This is a genomic window from Thioclava dalianensis (genome assembly GCF_000715505.1).
Classification (GTDB): Bacteria; Pseudomonadota; Alphaproteobacteria; order Rhodobacterales; family Rhodobacteraceae; genus Thioclava; species Thioclava dalianensis.
This window is the reverse complement of sequence record NZ_JHEH01000023.1, coordinates 23,861-41,208: the sequence shown is the minus strand read 5'-3', so window position 1 is coordinate 41,208 and position 17,348 is coordinate 23,861. Positions and strand designations below refer to the sequence as shown.

The window sequence follows — 17,348 nt, the reverse complement described above, 5'->3', positions numbered from 1 at the left end:
TTCGAGGACATCATCGGCGGTCTCATGATCGCCATCATCATCATTGCTGGCAGCTTCATTGCTTGCGGTCTGGGGATCTGAGCGATGAACCAACTGGCATTCAGTTTCACCGCCGAGCGCCCGCTGCGCGTCCTGATCGCCTGCGAATGCTCTGGCGTCGTGCGCCGCGCCTTCGACGCTCTCGGGCATGACGTTTGGTCCGTGGACAAGAAGCCCGCCGAGGACCGCAGCAACCGACACATCACGGGCGACGTGCGCGATTACCTCAATGACGGCTGGGATCTGATGGCGGTGATGCATCCGCCCTGCACCCGCCTGTGCAACAGCGGCGTGCGCTGGCTCGACAGGCCCCCGAAGAACCCACCCGCCGACTGCACCGACGAAGAGGCCGCAATCTGGCCACACCTGTCCGAGAAAGAGCAGCTTGAAATGATCTGGCAGCACCTGCGCGCCGGGGCCGATCTGTTTTCGGATTGCTGGAACGCCCCCATTGAGCGCATCGCCGTCGAGAACCCCGTGATGCACCGGCATGCGAAGGCGCTGATCCGCAATTTCGAGCCGCAGGCGCAGAGCGTACAGCCATGGCACTTCGGCACCGACGAGGACGGCCCCGACAACGAGCGCAAGCGCACATGCCTCTGGCTCAAGGGGCTGCCGCAGCTCCAGCGCACCGGCACGCTCGATGGCACCACGGCGCGCTCCAGCGTGCATCACGCATCGCCCGGCGAGAACCGCGCCACCGAGCGTTCGCGCTTCTTCCCCGGAATGGCCGCAGCCATGGCCGCACAGTGGGGCGGATACGCCCTCGATCAATCCCAACTCGCAGCCTGAAAGGACGCACCATGAACAACCCCGCCATCGCCCTTGCCCGCGCCTTGCGCGCGCTGGGCCACACCATCCCGATCACGGATCTAGCCGAAGCCATCGACGCAGCCGGGATCACCAGCGCGCCGCCCGAGCCCGCCGAATCCGTTTGGAATTTCGAGATCAACGCCGCCCCGCACGGCCAGATCATTGCAGCCGCTTCCAAGGGGATCGTGACCCTCTCCAACTGGCTTCCGAAAGAGGCCCGCTGGAACCGATTTTCCAAGGATCACCCGCCGCTCGCATGGGCACGCTGGCCCGACCACCCGCACAAGGAGCAAGACGCATGAAATCCAATCTTCTAGACCTCAACGTGATCTTCCAGACCCAGACCGAGCGCGCGGTCTGTGTCCGCACCGAGGAAGACGGTCGCGATATCTGGATCCCCAAGAGCCAGTGCGAAATCGAGCCGGTCGAAGGCGACGAGCTTTCCCGCGGCTGCCTCGCCATGATCATCGCCCCCGAGACAGTTCTGTTCGAGAAGGAGATGATCTGATGGAGGCCTCAGACCTCGCGCGCCAGCGCAAACTTGATGCTGTCTATCGCCATACCCACTCGGATTACAAAGGCGAGATCAACGGCGTTCGCACAATCATGGTCTATCGCAACGGCACAACGCTCGTGGCCCTTGATGACCTCACTGATCAAGAAATCAATGACCGGCTTCCGAAGGGGAAGAAATCATGAAGCGCCAGAAGAAGTATGAGCTCGTCGCCCAGATCAAAGCGATCCTGACGCGCCACAACCCACGCACCACCTTTCCGAGCCTCTACACCATGACCCACGATGACGCCGAGCATGTTCTCGCAGCTGTCGAAGCCATCGAGGCAAAGAACTCCCGTCTTGAGCGGGCAATTGAGCGCATCGCTACGCCGGAAGCCTTCTATGTAGCTACCTCGAAGGTGGACCCGGAAACTTTCGCACGGATGACTTTTGCAACCGAGATCGGCGCCGGTCACTCGATTGAGCAAGCAACCAACACGGCGGAACGCGAGACGAAACGCCGTTTCCCGCTACGCGAAGCCCAGATGGAGAAGGCCGCGACCGACGAGCAGGTGGCCGTGGTGAAGCCGCTGGAGTGGGCACCCGTAGATGGAGACCCTGATACGCTTACAGCCTTTGACTATACGATCATGCACGATTGGCACGGCTACCAAGTTTACCGTGGCGCAGTTTGCCTTGGAGATCCGTGGCCGAACTTGGGGAAAGCGCAGTCGTTTGTGCAAGAAGATGTAGAGCCCCGCATCCTCCACACCATCGACTTCCAGCCCGCCTCCGCCGTGCGCGCTGCGGCTCTCGGGGCGGCGGAGGCGCAGCGAGTAGATACCATTGCCATGTTGGATGGAGAGCCAGAATACCATGAAATGGGAATGGGGTGCGGTCTAGAGGACAGGGACATAACCGATAGATACGAGGCAATGCGCTTTGGATGGGAGCAGGCCATGGAGCGTACTTTTGCGGAACACATTAACCCAGCGATTGAAGTCCTCACCACCGCCGACGATGCCGCGTGGCTGGCCAAGCATGACGACGAGGTGATCGAGCGGTGCGCCAAGATCATCGACAAGCGAGCGGATGACTATCACCGCGAACATGGCTCTTGCGATCCCACAACTGGAGTGACGGAATACCCCGGCAATGGCGACGAGTGGATGGAAGAGTGGGAAGAGCTTGCGGAAGAGATCCGCGCCAGCAAGAAAGGAGCCACCCATGGCGAATGATCTACCCTCCCGCATCTTGGTCTGGCGCGGCTATCCGAAACTGGACCACATCGGAACTTGGGCGACGACCCGATACCCAGATGAAGCCGTTCCCTATGTGCCGGCTGATCGCGCCTTGCCGTGGAGAGACCAGCTTGAGCTCAAGCTCCTGGGCAAGATGATGACCGATCCAGCCGACTTCGGGCGCTTCGACACCTACTGGAACATCAAGGCATTCGTCTCCGACGAAATCACCTACGACATCGCCCGCGCGATCCTGCGCGACATGACCAATCGAAAGCTCTGCGACTTCCGCTCCGGCCTGTTCGATGAAGAAGGGATTGTGGCGGGAAGCGGATACGGCGTCACCGAGGCCGGGGCAAAGCACTACGAGAGCCTAATGTATTACCGCCCGCCAGAGCCGATCGTGAAGGTGAAGCCTCTCGAATGGACTGATGTCGAAGATCCTGACAGTCTGTTCGGGATCGTTGCTCGCGCGCCCTGTGTTTTTCCCGGCGATTTCGAGGAATATGTGATCTTTGACGACGCGCTGGCCGAGAACAGCGTCATCGAGGACGATAACACCTTCTGGTTCGACGGCAGGAGCAAGCATCCATCACTCGAATCCGCCAAAGCCGCCGCGCAAGCCGATTACGAGAAGACCATCCTTTCGGCACTTCATATCGGGGGTGATGCATGACCGTCTACGTTGACAACATGCGCGCCAGCTATGGCCGGATGAAGATGTGCCACATGATCGCGGACACCACGGAGGAGCTTTTGGAAATGGCCGACCGCATCGGAGTTGCGCGGAAGTGGCTGCAAAAACCCGGAACAAGACATGAGCACTTCGACATCGCGCTTTCCAAGCGGACACTCGCGGTTGAAGCGGGAGCCGTCGAAGTCTCGATGATGGATCTCGGTCGCATCTTGCGAGCGCGCCGCGAAGGGGGTGACGCATGAGCACGCCAGATCTCAAGCATTGCGCAGGGTGTGGAAAGCTGACCACTGGCACATGCGTGATGGATTGTGGCATATCTTTGTGCGGATCTCCCCTGTGTGACGACTGCCGTCATGTGTATCAGAAATACGGATGGACTCACGAGCCGCGCGGCAGCGGCAAGGTTCAACCGGACGAAATGATGGAAGCGCCAAATCTCAGGCATTGCCCTTTCTGCGGATCGCGTATGTCATCCTTCGCCGGGATGACTGAACTTGCATTCTGTCGCGGTAAGAACTCGTTCGCGGTGGAGTGCGACTGCGGGGCTTTGGGGCCGTTTAAGACTACCATGGAAGAGGCTGTGGATGCATGGGACACCCGCACCTACGACATCATGTCCGACCCGCGCGTGCAGGCGCTGGTGGGCTCGCTGCGCGACCTTGAGAAGCAAGCTACAACGGTCGGCAATCTTGGCGCTGTGACAGGCCCTCAATGGTCACGCCTGACAATGACTGTGCTGCTCGCCCGCGCCGCCCTCTCCGCAATCAAGGAGGGTCGTGATGGATAGGCGGACCTTTCTGGCGACAGCCAGCGCGGCAGTTCTGGCTCCTGTCCTGCCCGGTAAATCTGAGATGACCATCGGCATCGACTTCGCCTCCGGCCCGGACCAAACGGTTATACGATTTCTTGCCATCCAGCGCGGTGCCCTGCGAGAGGTTCATCGCGTCACTGGTATCCCGCGCCACCAACTTGGGGCTGATGGTATCGAGAGAGATACTTGGCAAGATCAGGTCGATGCGGGCCTTAGCGAAATTGTGCCAGATCGGAGCATGTCATGATTGACCGTGAGCGCGAAGAGGATTTGGAAACGCTATTGCACCACCTTCGGGCGGCACAGCGGATAATCGGACGCCTCAGATGGCGCGGCGCTCTGGTCGATGGCGTTGAGGCGCTGATAAAGAAATCACAGGGTCAGTTGCGCAATCTATGGCGTGACGCTCAGTCAGACTAGGAGCGACAGCTAACATGCACCAGCTGAACGAAGACGCCATCCCGCATCTGGCCCGCGCGATGATCTTCCGCCGTTCGATGGCTGACCACGCCCCCGGCAAGCATATGATCGAACTGCGCAATCAGGTCATCATCAGCCCGGTCGAGCCGAACGATATGGCCGATGCCAAGAGCCGGGCCCGGAAGATCATGAGCAGCCGCCCGAGCGACATGCCCGCAGATCCTGATGATCTATCCCTCCTGATCGACACGATCGCTATGCGTTATGGCCTGACCTCGCGCGGAGAAGCATGGCGCAAAATCGGGATCAACCCGAACCGAGGCCGCAACCTGTTCAGTCGCGGTCAAAACGCGATAGATTGGCCCATATGGTTCACCGCCCGCGCCTATGCGATGGGGTAGCAGCCCACACACCTTCGCACGCAGGCAGGCAGAATGAAGCGCGGCCACTATTCCAGTCTTAAATGCACGCGCTGCGGCCACGAGCGACTGGTCATGCTCGCAGATCTTCCGCCCGAATGGCTTGAGTATCCCGGGTGGACGATCAGGCCCGATATTCTCGCGCTCATGCGCTGCCAGATGTGCGGAGCCACGGGGAGGCCCGATGTTCGGTTCGGGTGGTCCTCTGGCGTTACCAATAGAACATAAAAAAGGGGGCCGATTTCTCGGCCCCTTTAGTTTGTGACAGTAGCAACAGGTAGGGCATGACCCCTGCCGGTGACTGCATCCTAACACACCATCCCTGACCCGCAATGCATCATGTTGCGGAATTGGCTATTCTGCTGCACAATATCCGCCACGAGTGGACGCAGGATGTAGCCATGGCTCCCCAAAAGAAAAAAAAGACCACGCCTGCCCGGGCGAAAACGACGCGCAAGAAGCTCGATGCGGATGCGCACAAGCGTCGTATGGCCTTTGCCGCTCAATACGTCATCGACCTCAACGCCGCCCAAGCAGCCATCCGCGCCGGGTATTCGGAAAAGGGTGCAAGGCAAACCGGCGCGCGCCTGCTGACTTATGCTGACGTGCAGGAAGAAATCGCCCGCCTGATGGCCGAACGTGCTGCACGGCTGGAGATCGAGCAGGATGATGTGCTGCGCCGCTGGTGGACGCAGGCCACGCTCGATGTCAACGAACTGGTTCAGAACCGCCACGGAGCCTGCCGCTACTGTCACGGGGCAGACCACGATTATCAGTGGAAGACGCGCCGCGAGTTCAACGAAGCCTATGACAAGGCCGCTCTGCCGTTCCTCAAGGGAATGACGCCCGATCAGCCGGAACACGCGCTGATCCAGAGCCGCGAGTATATCCACCCCAAGCTGCCGAACGACTTAGGGGGCTATGGCTACCGGCTCAAGGTGGCGCCGAACCCAGACTGCCCGGAATGTGGCGGTGACGGGATCTCCTATGTCCATGTGGTCGACACCCGAACCATCTCGCCCGAGGCGCGCATGGTCTATGAGGGGATGAAGGAGACCAAGCAGGGGATCGAGGTAAAGATCTCTGATCGCGGCAAGGCGCTCGAAATGGTCGCGCGTCATCTCGGCATGCTCAACGGCAAGGTGGAGCTCGACGCGAGTGCAGAGCTGCTTGAGGCTGCCCGGGCGCTGAACCTCGCGACCACCACCATCGCGCCCGGCGCTCTCTCGCTGGATGACGACGAGTGAACGCGATTGCGCCGACATATGCCGTCCACGAGGACGGAGGGCGCATTGTCCCAGCGCGCGTGCCTCTCAGCTTCAAGCCTGAGACGCCGCGCGAGCTACTGGACGCCTGCAAGGATATGCGCTGGCGCCTATTCTCCGGGTTCCTCTACAAGATCATGACCAAAGACGACGAGAACCAAGAAGGTTCCGTTGTCCCGTTCAAGCCAAACGCCGCCCAACGCAGGCAGATGCTTGATCTGCACTACCGCTCAATCATCCTCAAAGCCCGCCAGCTGGGGATGACGACACTGGCCGCGATACTTTGGCTTGATCACGCCATGTTCTGCGCCGACCAGCGCTGCGGCATCATCGCCCACTCGCGCGAAGACGCAGAGGTGATCTTCCGCGACAAGGTGAAATTCGCCTACAACAACCTGCCACCGGAACTGAAACGGCTCTTCCCGCTCAAGCGCGACAGCGCGTCAGAGCTTTTGTTCGCACACAACAACAGTAGCGTGCGTGTGGCCGTGTCGATGCGATCCGGTACGATTCACCGGCTGCACATCTCCGAGATGGGCAAGATCGCGGCCAAGCACCCGGAGAAGGCGCGCGAGATCGTCACAGGCTCCCTGCCCGCCGTGCCAAAGACCGGCATCGCCGTGATCGAAAGCACCGCAGAGGGCGAAGAAGGCGAGTTCTACGACATCGCCACCAAGGCCGAAGAGCGCGGCAAGGACCAGCTGACACCACTCACGCTGATGGAGTGGAGGTTCCACTTCTATCCTTGGTACATCGAGCCGGGATATGTCGCTGACCCGGCAAGCGTGAAGATCTCGCCCGAGCAGCACGAATACTTCGATGGCGTCGAGGTGGAGATGGGCGTGACGCTCTCCCTGCCACAGCGCGCATGGTGGGTATCCAAGCTCAACTCAGAAATGAGCGGTGACGCTCAGAAGATGTGGCAGGAGTATCCCTCGACACCCGAGGAATGCTGGAAGAGATCGACCGAGGGCACCTTCTACGCGCCGCAGCTGGCCAACGCGCGGGCTGAGGGGCGGATCACCATCATCCCCCATGTCAAACACGTCCATGTCCACACGTTCTGGGACATCGGCGCGGGCGACGGCACCGGCATCTGGGCAATGCAGCATGTCGGCGTGCGTCACCGCTTCATCCGCTACTTCGAGGATTGGGCGCAAGGCTACGAGCATTATGTGAACGAGCTCCGCGCGACCGGCTGGCTGTTCGGCGTCCATTACCTGCCCCACGACGCGATGCACCAGCGGCAGATGGAGAACCGTGTAGCCTCTCCCATGGAGATCCTGCAAGAGCTCGCGCCGGATTGGAATTTTACCATCGTTCCGCGCGTTCAGACGCTCCAGCAAGGCATCGACATGACCCGGGCGAAGTTTCCCGAGGCATGGTTTGACGAAGATGGCTGCGAAGAAGGCCTACGACACGTCGCCCTCTACCACAAGAAATGGAACGCCCGGTTGGGCCGTTGGTCGCACGAGCCGGAAAAGCTCGATGGCCACTCCGAAGCTGCCGACGCTCTGCGTCAGTGGGCACAGGGCTTTGATCCCAAGCTCCACACCTTCCCATCACGCCCAAGCAATCGAAAGCGCCCTAGGGGGGGCATGTAACCCATGAGCCTGATCGAACCGATCCTAGACCTCAATCTTCGCCATGCCGCGTATCGCCGTGGCTCGCTCGAAATCATCCTGACGTGGATCCTCACCACCGGCAGGCCATGCCTCGTTCTGGTGCCCACGCGCATGAGACCCAGCCACGAGGATGTCACGCCCTGCATCGTCCCGCTCGATAGCGTGTGGAAGTGGACCGAGGAAGTTGGCGATCCCGCTGAAGCGGCCAAGATGTCGCTGCAATTTGCCGATGCGCTCGGCTTCAACACTCTGGACCCGCGCACTGTCATGGCCATCGCGGCCGCCGTGCGCGACCACATTTCCGATCTGCTGCAAATGCCGCCCCTTTCTCTCGTAGCGGCGCGAGAGACCGTTGCCGATGTGATCGTGACCGATCTCGACACCGGCAAGACCAAAGAGCAGGAGATCACCGATGTTTCAGAATGACGACGATCCGGCATATGCCGGTCAGGTCGTTTCAGGCCGCGTCACGCGCACAGATGCGTTTGACCGGGCCGCAACGCCCATCGACACCCGTGTGCAGCGAAAGCCGGTAGAGACCCAACTGGACGGGCCGCGCGCCCGCTCATTGTTCGTCAACCTCATGGGCCACTACCGGCGCGAGCTGGCCCGGCAGTCGGACAATCGCATCGAGCAGGAGACCGACGAGGAATTTTACGACAACGAGCAGTGGACGGAGGATGACAAGGCGCTTCTACACGCTCGCAACCAGCCTGCCATGACCTTCAACGTCATCGCCACAACGATCAACTGGCTGCTTGGCACCGAGAAGCGCTCGCGCACCGATTACAAGGTGCTGCCGCGCCGCAAGGACGGGCTCAAGAGCGCTGAGCGCAAAACGCAGCTGATGAAGTACCTCAGCGACGTGAACAACGAGCCGTTCTCATGGTCCCGGGCGTTCGGTGATTGCGCAAAGGTTGGCATCGGCTGGATGGAATGCGGGGTGCAGGACGAGAGCGAGGGCGAGCCGATCTATGAGCGCTACGAGACGTGGCGCAATGTGATCCCTGACAGCCTCGCAACCGAGCTCGATGTGTCCGATGGCCGCTACATCTTCCGAACGCGCTGGACAGATACCGATATCGCACACTCGCTCTTCCCGAACCGCAAGTCGGTCATCGAGCGCGGCGCATCGAACACGCTGGAACTGTCTCCCGGGCTCGATTCCGCAGGCGATACGGCCATGGACACCGCAGAGGAGGAATATGCCAATACCGCGCTCGGCGCCGCTGACATCGAGAGCAGCTACCGGCAGCGGATCCGCCTGATTGAGGTGTGGTTCCGTGTGCCGACCGAAGAGAAATACATCGCAGGCGGGCAATTCGCGGGCGAGGTTTTTGATCCCAACTCAGACGGCCACATGTCCGACCTGATGCACGGCCACTCGTCTATCGTGTCCAAGGTGCGGATGCGGATGCACGTCGCCATCATGTGCGAAGATGGCATGCTCTATCTCGCCAAATCGCCATATCGCCACAATGGTTTCCCGTTCACGCCGATCTGGTGCTACCGCCGGGGCCGCAACGGGCTGCCGTATGGCGTGGTGCGCGGCATGCGCGACCCCCAATCAGACATCAACAAGCGCGCGTCCAAGGCCCTGCACATCCTCAACAGCAGCAAGGTCATCATGGACAAGGGCGCGGTCGATGATCTGGACGATTTTGAGGAAGAAGTCGCCCGCCCGGATGCGATCATCGTCAAGAACCCGGGAAAGCACCTCGAACTGAACGCAGATCGGGGCATGGAACAGGCGCACCTCGATTTCATGTCGCGCTCGATCATGATGATCCAGCAGATCAGCGGCGTCACCGACGAAAGCATGGGGCGCACCACCAACGCGACCAGCGGCAAGGCCATCGTCGCCCGGCAGGATCAGGGATCGCTCGCAACCGCGACGATCTTCGACAACTACCGGCTGGCCAAGCAGCTCCACGGCTCCAAAAAGCTCTCGCTGATCGAGCAATTCATGAGCTCACGCAAGCAGTTCCGCATCACCAACATGCGCGGCAATCCAGAGTTCGTGGATATCAATGACGGCCTCCCCGAGAACGACATGGTGAGGACCAAGGCCGACTACATCATCAGCGAAGAGGACTTCAACAGCACGATCAAGCAGGCACAGGTGGGCGAACTGCTTGCCCTGATGTCAAACCTCGCGGCGGCTTCCCCGCAGATCGTGCTCGCGACACTCGACCTTGTGGTGGAAACCATGGACGTGCCGCAGCGCGACGAGCTTGTGAAGCGGATCCGGCAGATCTCGGGCCAGTCTGACCCAGATGCCGATCCGAACAACCCGGACCCGCAGGAGCAGAAACGGCAGGCGGCGCAGGCCGAGCAAAACGCCATGCAGAAGCGCGCGGCAGAGGCCGAGATTGCCGGGAAAGAGGCCGACGCCGCCGAGAAGAAGGCCCGCGCCGCCAAGGCACAGGCCGAAACCGAGCGTCTCTCTGCACAGGTCAGCGAGATCCTCGCCAAAACGGCTGGCGCGAATGTGGATACACAGGTGCGCGCGCTCGAAGCCGCCGCTGCGATCCTCACCGGGCGCCAGCTTGCCGGTGTGGCCGATACCGTGCTGGCTGAGGCCGGATTCCAACCGGGCGGGACGCAGCCACAACCCGCTCCCATGCCGCCCGGCGATCCGGCTGCACAGCCCCAGCCGCCGATGCAACAGCAGCCCCAACCGCAACTCACGCCGCCCGGTGCTGACCCATCCATGCCACCCGAGGGCGCGCTCTAAGCGCCCTCTTACTTCCGCTGCAACCGAGGAAAGACCTATGAGACTTATTGAAAAGATCACCCCGGAAGATATCGAGGCTCTGATCGTAGACGAGGACTATCTGCATCACCCTGGCTCGACCCTGACTATCTGCGTCCTGACGCTTGCCAACGGCTTCAACGTGATCGGTGAGAGCGCCTGCCTGAACCCCGAGGACTATAACGAAGAGATCGGTCACAAGATCGCCCGGGATAATGCTTTCAGCAAGATCTGGGCGCTTGAAGGATATCGCCGGAAATGGTTCGAGAATGGCCCCACAAGCGTTCTGACAAGCACCCTGATCTCGAAGATCGCGCATGAGGCTGATCGCGTGCTTTGCGCAACCAAGGGCTGGCCGATCAAGCCACACTGGCACGATCTGCCAGAGCATGAGGCTGGGAACATCGTAGACAGCGTGGAGACGCTTCTCGATAACGCTGGCGACCTGATGGCAGCAGATCCGAACGAGATGGGCATCTTCGCAGTCGTGGTGGCCGCAGTCAGCTTTACCATCGGCGAGAACGACGAGTGCGCCGCGCTGATCCGGCACGAGCTCTCGCAGGAGGGCGTGTGACATGGCCCTCTTGAAGATCACGGAATTCGAGGCCGGGCCGGTGAGCTCCGGCGTCTCGATCTCGCAAGGCGAAACCCGCAACAAGACGTTCTTCCGCATTGGCCTGACCGAAGCCGCGCAGGCTGAACTTTTCGGGCGCAAACTCGACCCCAAAACGGACGCACTGGCCCTCACCGTCACAGATGATCCCAAACATCTGCACCTGATGGGCATTCGTCTGGTGCAGAGAGATGACCCGAGCGCGATCGCTATCAATGATGGGATCAAAGGCAGCGTCAACATCAGGGTCGGAACGTGGAAACCGGCAAAAGGGAAGCACCCCGCCGTCTCGCTAGAGATCATCAACCGGGCGGTGAAAGATGGCGGCTTCTCCGTGAAGCTGCCGGAATGGGCCCGCCCTGCCCCCAACCACTCGATCACCGGAGGCAGCTCATGAAGATCGGCATAGGGATGATGATGGCCTTGGCATCGCGAGCCCTCAGCGCGCGCTCCATTGGCCACTCCACCGCCAGCGAGACCCGGATCACCAATGAGCGGCCCAAGGATATCGAGCCGCCGCTCTCACGCCAGCGCCGTCGACAGATGGAACGGCTCAAGAAGAAGGGGCGCGCGTGATGTCAAACCCTGACCCGCGCGAACAATCACCAAATCGAGGGACCAATCAGATGACCAATCAAACCGAAGAACGCGACAAGATCCTGCCGCACCCGATCACCATCCGCGAAACCTCCAATGGCGGTTTCATCGTCGGCGGGATTCAAGACATTCGCTGCGAGCCGGTTGACGAACAAGCCTATTCCGATCCGGTCGATCTGTTCCACGCGCTGATGCAGCGCTTCGGTATGAGCAAGCACGACCTGTTCCCCGAGCGCGAGGGCGAGCCGCAGAGCCCGCATCTCTCGCGCGAGGATCTCGCAGCTTACACCGGTCAGAGCGAATGCGCTGGCCATGTGTCGAGCGACCAATGGTCGAAGGACGAGATGCAAGTAGATGCCGGTTTCATATTCTCGGACATCAAGACGAACATCGCATCAGTCAGTCTCAATGATTTCCGTGCGGTAGGAGCCGACAAAGGCCAAAGCGACCGCAAATATGATGCGGGCGACGATACCGACACCACCGGCGTGAAAATCCGTCTGCGCCGATGCTCGCCCGGACAAGAGATCTCCCTCGAAGTGAATGAGGAAGTGACCAACAGCGTGTTCCAAGACGGAACGCTTTTGATCATGACGACGCAGACCTGAACCCAGCCAGCGATCAGCCCGCGCGGCTGCATCGCTCACCCGACATACCCAGCAAGGAGTAAGCCCAATGGGAAATGAATTTGACGACCTCCTCACCGACGAGGAACGCGCAGCACTGGAAGAAGACGAAGGCGCCGGTGCATCTGATGGCGATCAAGGCGACATTGAGAGCGAAAATGTCGCACAAGACGCCGATGATCTGGCCGATGCGGATGCTGATGCTGATACCGGCGATGATGACCCGGATGCGGACGCAGGCGATGCTGCCCCGAACGAAGAGGATGGCCAGCAGGGCGATGACAACGCCGCTGATGACGGAGCCGACGCAGACACAACCAAGGACGCCCCCCCGCCAGAGGCAATCGATACCCGCGCGCTGGAGCAGCAGCTGGAAGAGATCAAATCGAAGCGCGGCGAGGCAATGCAAGCCTATCGTGACGGCGACTTGACCGACGAGGAGCTTGATCAGCGCCTCGAAGAAATCGACGGCGAGCGCGATGATGTGACGGGCCAGATGGCAATTGCCAAGGATCGGGCCGCGCAGATCGATCAGCAGTGGGGCAACGCGGTACAGGGGTATTTCGAAGCCAACCCCGGCCTGAAAGAGGATGCGAAGGTTCTCGAAGCCTATGACCGCATGGTCGGGTTCGTCACCTCGCAGCCGACCTATGCCAACTTGTCGTTCGAGAAGCAGTTAGCCGCGGCTCATCGGCTTCTTGATGCGCAATCTGATGTGTTGGGCATCAAGGTGCCCGCGCAGGCCGGTGGAAAGAAGCCAACCCCACGGCCAAAGCCCGAGACTGCGGAAGACAAGAAGCGCAAGAAGGATATGGCGACACCGCCGAAAACCCTCTCGCGTGTGCCGCAATCGGACATGACAGGCGCTGGCGAGGGCGAGTACGCAGCGCTCCAGCGCCTGATCGATAGCGGGGAAGATCCCGAGCGCGTCGAGGCTGAACTGGCCAAGATGACCGACGAAGAACGCGACCGCTTTTCTTCGATGCAGACCTGATGGAGAATCGTACAGTGCTGGTGCTCAAGGCAAAGATCGAAGACGAGGTGAAGATCGGTGACGCAACCGTCACGGTCGAGCGTGATCAACTCGTCATCCGCCTGCCCCCGGAGGCGGGGTTTCGCATGGGCGATAGCGTGTTTCAGGCGAACCGCGTCAACGGCTACATGCGCTTCCTGATCGATGCCCCGAGCCAAATACCCGTGCGCCACACCAAGCGCACAGACCTCAACACATAGAGGCTCAGCGCGGGCGAAACACAAAGTCTTTTGCCCGCGCCCAATCCGTGCTATAAGCGCCGATGCAAGGCGCATGATGTGCTTGTGATGGAAAAATATCCACACGAGGAAACATCATGTCCCAGACGATCATCCCCTTTGGCGATGTAAAGGCCCAGAAGAAATGGGCAGCCAATCTCGCAGTTGATCAGCTCAAAAAGTCCTACTTCTCCAAGAAGTTCGTGGGCAAGGGCGACAACAACATCATCGAACAGAAGACCGAGCTCGAAACCGACAAAGGCGACCGTATTTCGTTCGACCTCTCGGTGCAGCTGCGCGGCAAGCCCACTGAGGGCGACAACCGCGTCGAGGGCAAGGAAGAGAACCTCAAGTTCTACACGGACGAGGTGATCATCGATCAGACCCGGAAAGCCGTTTCGGCTGGTGGTCGGATGACCCGCAAGCGCACTGCGCACGACATGCGTGCCGTCGCCCGGAATCGCTTGGGCGATTACTGGTCGAAATACCTCGATGAGCTCATGTTCATGTATCTCTCGGGCGGTCCCGGCGTGAACGAGGACTATACCGAGGATGAAGACTATACCGGCCACGCTGGCAACCCGTTCCAGCAGCCCGACGCGCAGCACCTGCTCTATCCCAACTCTGCGACCTCGAAGGCGACGATCACGGTTGCTGACGGCATGACGCGCGAGCTGATCGAAGCGGCCAACACCACGGCCCGCATGATGCGCGCCCGCGATCCCGACACCGCGAACATGGTACCCTGCTCCGTCGAGGGCGAGGATCGCTATGTCACGGTCATGTCGCCGTTCCAAGAGCACTTCCTGCGCACCGATACCGGCGACAAGGGATGGCTCGATATCCAGAAGGCTGCCGCCGCCGCCGAAGGATCGAAGAACAAGATCTTCAAGGGCGGGCTGGGCATGATCGGCAACACGATCCTGCACTCGCACGAGAGCGTCATTCGCTATGACGACTATGGCGCTGGTGCTGATCTGCCCGCCGCGCGCGCCCTCTATATGGGGCGTCAGGCCGGTATGATCGCCTATGGCGTGAGCTCGGCTGGCCGCTTCATGTGGAAGGAAGAGACGAAGGACTACGAGAACGAGCCGACTGTTGTCGCTGGTACCATCGTGGGCCTCAAGAAGACGCGGTTCAACAATCGCGACTTCGGCGTGATGTCGCTCGACACCTACGCGAAGCCGCCGCGAAACTGACGGTAAGTGATCGGCCCGGCACCGCCCGGGCCCTTCATCCACCCCCCCATCTGAGGAATCGAAATGATCAAGCAATCGAAGTTCATTATCGCTGGAGCCGTCGCGATGATCCCCGACTGCGCTGGCGAAGAGGTGTTCGAGCTTTATGAGCACACGTTCACCAAACCCTTCACCGCCGCTACCGACACGCTCGAAATCGGCGTCATCCCGGCCACCGCACAGCTGACCGACATGATCGTCATTGGCGCAGGCCTCGATACCACGACTGCCGCTATCGGCGTCATGGACGGCGCGGTTGGCGACAAGGAAAGCGTGCGCGCGGTCGGCACCGAGTTCGGCGCGGCCATCGATGTGGCCGACAAGGAAACCCGGATCCCGCTCAGCACCTGTCTGGCTGCCGGTCAGGACAACACCAAGCACCGTTCGATTGGTGTGAAGCTGTCTGCCGATGTCGCAGCTGGCACCGACAAGATCACCGTCGCGGTTCGCTACCGCTACGTCTGATCGACCCTATGGGGCCAGCCGCTTGGGGCTGGCCTCTCTCCATCAAAGCATGAGGAACTGACAGATGGAAATCCGCTGCAAGATTGAACGCAAAGGTGGCTCTCTCGTGACGCTTGAGGGCGCCAACTATGCCTTCACGCCGAACGATCAGGGCGATCACGTCGCTGATGTGAAAAATAATTCGCACATCAAGCGCCTGCTATCGATCACCGAGGGCTACGAGGTCTACATGCCCGACGAGGCCGAAGACCAAACGCCCGCGCAGAAGCCCGAAGCGCCTGCCGCCCCGGCGCAGAAGCCGGAAAGCGTGAAGCAAGAGCCCGATCCCGCGCAGATCTCGCCCGCGCTGAACGCCGCGCCGGGCAGCGAAGGAAGCGACGAGACCACGGACGAGTCCCACGACGAGGACGAGAAGCCCACGAATGCGGCTGATGATCTCGAAACCCTCTCGGACGATGATCTTGCTGCGAAATATGAGCAGGTGTTCGACCGCAAACCGCACCACAACGCCAAGCGCGACACGCTGATCGAGAAGATCCGCGCCGAACAAGCCGCCCTCACCGAGGCCGGTATCTCCAGCGAGGAGTGAGCTAGATGCAGTCCAAGGATATTCTCAAACGCGCCCGTGCGATCCTATCTGATGCCGGGAATGTCCGGTGGACTGTCACGGAGCTCAACGACTGCCTGAATGACACGATGCAGGAGATCGCCCTGCATCGCCCTTCGGCCTTTGCGGAGACCCGAGTTATCCCGCTGGCCGAAGGCACATATCAGGAGATCCCCGAGGATTTCTCGCTGCTCCTGCGCGCGGTGCGCAACATCACCAGCGACGTTGACGCCAAGCCGCGTGTCTCTGGCCCAATCGTCACCCCGATTGAGCGCGAAATCCTCGATAGCCAGATGGCCAATTGGCATGACACCAACTCCGTGCCGTTCAACCAGGTGGTGACACATATCGTCTTCGAGGAGCTTGCCCCGCGCAGCTTCTATGTCTTCCCGGGCAATGATGGCACCGGCAAGATGGAAGTGCTTGGTGCGGTAGAGCCCGAGAAGCTGCCCGTTGGCTCGAACGCGCTCGATATCGAGACCTACGATGCGACAATCCCGCTCTCTACCGTCTATCAATCTGTCCTGATCGATGGCGTGCTCTACTACGCCTATTCGAAGGACATGAACATGGCCGGGAGCGCACAGCGCGCCGTCGCCCACTATCAAAAGTTCCTTGGCGCCTTGGGCGTGCGGACGGGCCTGACCAACACCCAGAACCCGAACACCACGGAAATGCAGCCGGGCGTGCCGCAGAAGGGGTAAACCATGCCGACCATCAGCCTCGCTGAGTTCATCCCCCTCGTGCGGCCGCAATGCACACAGGCGTCCACCCCGCTCATTCTACAGAGCCTGCGCCTCGCAGCCATCGACTTCTGCGAGCGCACCCGGTGCTGGCGCTATGTGACCCAAGTCGACCTCACAGAGCAGGGCGGCGAGGTGGCATGCCCCGAATATGCGACCATCTATCAGTTTGAGGTTGCGACCTGTAACGGCGAGATCGATCTCGTGCCGGTCCAGTATTCGAGCTTTGACGCGAAGGATCTCGCGCAAACGGACTCCCCGCCGCGCTACATCACACAGGTGAGCCCAGACACGATCACGGTGATCCCGTTCCAGCCGTGCAAGCTCGATCTGTCGCTGTTCCTCACGCCGCGCAACGACAACACCATGTCGATTGGCATCGCCAGCATGACGCCGGAGCACAAGGGCGATGTGGTCCCCGACTTCCTGTTCATCAAGCACGGCTCTGCTATCGCTCATGGCGCGCTGGAGCGCCTATTCTCAATGCCCAACCAGCCGTTCACCCAACTCAAGCTTGCAGGCTACCACGCGGGCAAATTCGAGCGGGCGTGCGACACCAATTTTTCAGGGAATATCCGAGGTCAGCAACGGGCGCGCCCGCGCACCCGCTATATCGGCTTCTAAGAGC

General features: G+C 60.6%; 25 protein-coding genes. All 25 read left to right on the top strand.

The genetic code is table 11. From position 1 onward, the window contains the following. Positions 1-84 precede the first annotated feature (84 nt). The 25 genes from DL1_RS15265 to DL1_RS15145 all read left to right on the top strand — a co-directional run bounded on the left by DL1_RS15265 (position 85) and on the right by DL1_RS15145 (position 17,344). On the top strand, positions 85-831 hold the full coding sequence (locus DL1_RS15265; protein ID WP_051693605.1) for a hypothetical protein: 747 nt from the start codon (positions 85-87) through the stop codon (positions 829-831). An 11-nt stretch (positions 832-842) separates the two neighbouring features. Then, complete coding sequence (locus DL1_RS15260; RefSeq protein ID WP_038067979.1) at positions 843-1,154, top strand: hypothetical protein; 312 nt, start codon at positions 843-845, stop codon at positions 1,152-1,154. After that, the gene (locus tag DL1_RS15255; RefSeq protein ID WP_038067978.1) at positions 1,151-1,360 is read left to right on the top strand and encodes a hypothetical protein; all 210 of its coding nucleotides are present in this window, start codon (positions 1,151-1,153) and stop codon (positions 1,358-1,360) included. Before DL1_RS15260 ends, DL1_RS15255 begins: the two co-directional genes overlap by 4 nt. After that, entirely contained in the window at positions 1,360-1,551 is a 192-nt protein-coding gene (locus DL1_RS15250) for a hypothetical protein (RefSeq protein ID WP_038067977.1), read from the top strand. Before DL1_RS15255 ends, DL1_RS15250 begins: the two co-directional genes overlap by 1 nt. After that, a complete protein-coding gene (locus DL1_RS20980) occupies positions 1,548-2,585 on the top strand; it encodes a hypothetical protein (RefSeq protein ID WP_051693604.1) in 1,038 nt (345 codons plus the stop codon). Before DL1_RS15250 ends, DL1_RS20980 begins: the two co-directional genes overlap by 4 nt. Next, complete coding sequence (locus DL1_RS15240; RefSeq protein WP_038067976.1) at positions 2,575-3,264, top strand: hypothetical protein; 690 nt, start codon at positions 2,575-2,577, stop codon at positions 3,262-3,264. Before DL1_RS20980 ends, DL1_RS15240 begins: the two co-directional genes overlap by 11 nt. After that, positions 3,261-3,527, top strand: coding sequence for a DUF4031 domain-containing protein (locus DL1_RS15235; RefSeq protein ID WP_038067975.1), 267 nt, complete (start codon positions 3,261-3,263; stop codon positions 3,525-3,527). Before DL1_RS15240 ends, DL1_RS15235 begins: the two co-directional genes overlap by 4 nt. Continuing rightward, positions 3,524-4,072, top strand: a complete 549-nt coding sequence (locus DL1_RS21670) for a hypothetical protein (RefSeq protein WP_143081714.1) — start codon at positions 3,524-3,526, stop codon at positions 4,070-4,072. The genes DL1_RS15235 and DL1_RS21670 overlap by 4 nt, the downstream gene beginning before the upstream one ends. After that, positions 4,065-4,343: a hypothetical protein gene (locus DL1_RS15225; RefSeq protein ID WP_038067972.1), complete on the top strand. Its 279-nt coding sequence runs from the start codon at positions 4,065-4,067 to the stop codon at positions 4,341-4,343. The genes DL1_RS21670 and DL1_RS15225 overlap by 8 nt, the downstream gene beginning before the upstream one ends. A gap of 187 nt (positions 4,344-4,530) precedes the next feature. Then, positions 4,531-4,917, top strand: a complete 387-nt coding sequence (locus DL1_RS15220; protein ID WP_038067970.1) for a hypothetical protein — start codon at positions 4,531-4,533, stop codon at positions 4,915-4,917. A 350-nt stretch (positions 4,918-5,267) separates the two neighbouring features. Further along, the gene (locus DL1_RS15215; protein WP_081856361.1) at positions 5,268-6,182 is read left to right on the top strand and encodes a terminase small subunit; all 915 of its coding nucleotides are present in this window, start codon (positions 5,268-5,270) and stop codon (positions 6,180-6,182) included. Next, the gene (locus DL1_RS15210; protein ID WP_051693602.1) at positions 6,179-7,804 is read left to right on the top strand and encodes a terminase large subunit; all 1,626 of its coding nucleotides are present in this window, start codon (positions 6,179-6,181) and stop codon (positions 7,802-7,804) included. Before DL1_RS15215 ends, DL1_RS15210 begins: the two co-directional genes overlap by 4 nt. A gap of 3 nt (positions 7,805-7,807) precedes the next feature. Beyond that, positions 7,808-8,251, top strand: a complete 444-nt coding sequence (locus DL1_RS15205; RefSeq protein ID WP_051693601.1) for a hypothetical protein — start codon at positions 7,808-7,810, stop codon at positions 8,249-8,251. Beyond that, entirely contained in the window at positions 8,238-10,562 is a 2,325-nt protein-coding gene (locus DL1_RS15200; protein WP_051693600.1) for a portal protein, read from the top strand. The genes DL1_RS15205 and DL1_RS15200 overlap by 14 nt, the downstream gene beginning before the upstream one ends. A 37-nt stretch (positions 10,563-10,599) precedes the next feature. Then, positions 10,600-11,154, top strand: a complete 555-nt coding sequence (locus DL1_RS21275; RefSeq protein WP_074854955.1) for a Gp49 family protein — start codon at positions 10,600-10,602, stop codon at positions 11,152-11,154. Position 11,155: 1 nt separating this feature from the next. Beyond that, a complete protein-coding gene (locus DL1_RS15190; protein WP_038067968.1) occupies positions 11,156-11,590 on the top strand; it encodes a hypothetical protein in 435 nt (144 codons plus the stop codon). After that, complete coding sequence (locus DL1_RS15185; RefSeq protein WP_038067966.1) at positions 11,587-11,769, top strand: hypothetical protein; 183 nt, start codon at positions 11,587-11,589, stop codon at positions 11,767-11,769. Before DL1_RS15190 ends, DL1_RS15185 begins: the two co-directional genes overlap by 4 nt. Before the next feature lie 50 nt (positions 11,770-11,819). After that, entirely contained in the window at positions 11,820-12,398 is a 579-nt protein-coding gene (locus DL1_RS15180) for a hypothetical protein (RefSeq protein WP_038067964.1), read from the top strand. Positions 12,399-12,465: 67 nt separating this feature from the next. Next, positions 12,466-13,410, top strand: coding sequence for a hypothetical protein (locus tag DL1_RS15175; RefSeq protein WP_038067962.1), 945 nt, complete (start codon positions 12,466-12,468; stop codon positions 13,408-13,410). Then, on the top strand, positions 13,410-13,649 hold the full coding sequence (locus DL1_RS15170) for a hypothetical protein (RefSeq protein ID WP_074854956.1): 240 nt from the start codon (positions 13,410-13,412) through the stop codon (positions 13,647-13,649). The genes DL1_RS15175 and DL1_RS15170 overlap by 1 nt, the downstream gene beginning before the upstream one ends. A gap of 116 nt (positions 13,650-13,765) precedes the next feature. Then, positions 13,766-14,866, top strand: coding sequence for a N4-gp56 family major capsid protein (locus DL1_RS15165; protein WP_038067959.1), 1,101 nt, complete (start codon positions 13,766-13,768; stop codon positions 14,864-14,866). Between the two features lie 63 nt (positions 14,867-14,929). After that, the gene (locus DL1_RS20975; protein WP_051693599.1) at positions 14,930-15,370 is read left to right on the top strand and encodes a hypothetical protein; all 441 of its coding nucleotides are present in this window, start codon (positions 14,930-14,932) and stop codon (positions 15,368-15,370) included. A gap of 64 nt (positions 15,371-15,434) precedes the next feature. Then, positions 15,435-15,959 (top strand): hypothetical protein, encoded by a 525-nt coding sequence (locus DL1_RS15155; protein ID WP_038067958.1) that lies wholly within the window; start codon positions 15,435-15,437, stop codon positions 15,957-15,959. Between the two features lie 5 nt (positions 15,960-15,964). Further along, positions 15,965-16,681, top strand: coding sequence for a phage adaptor protein (locus tag DL1_RS20970; RefSeq protein ID WP_051693598.1), 717 nt, complete (start codon positions 15,965-15,967; stop codon positions 16,679-16,681). Between the two features lie 3 nt (positions 16,682-16,684). Further along, entirely contained in the window at positions 16,685-17,344 is a 660-nt protein-coding gene (locus DL1_RS15145) for a hypothetical protein (RefSeq protein ID WP_038067956.1), read from the top strand. The last annotated feature ends 4 nt before the right edge of the window (positions 17,345-17,348 follow it).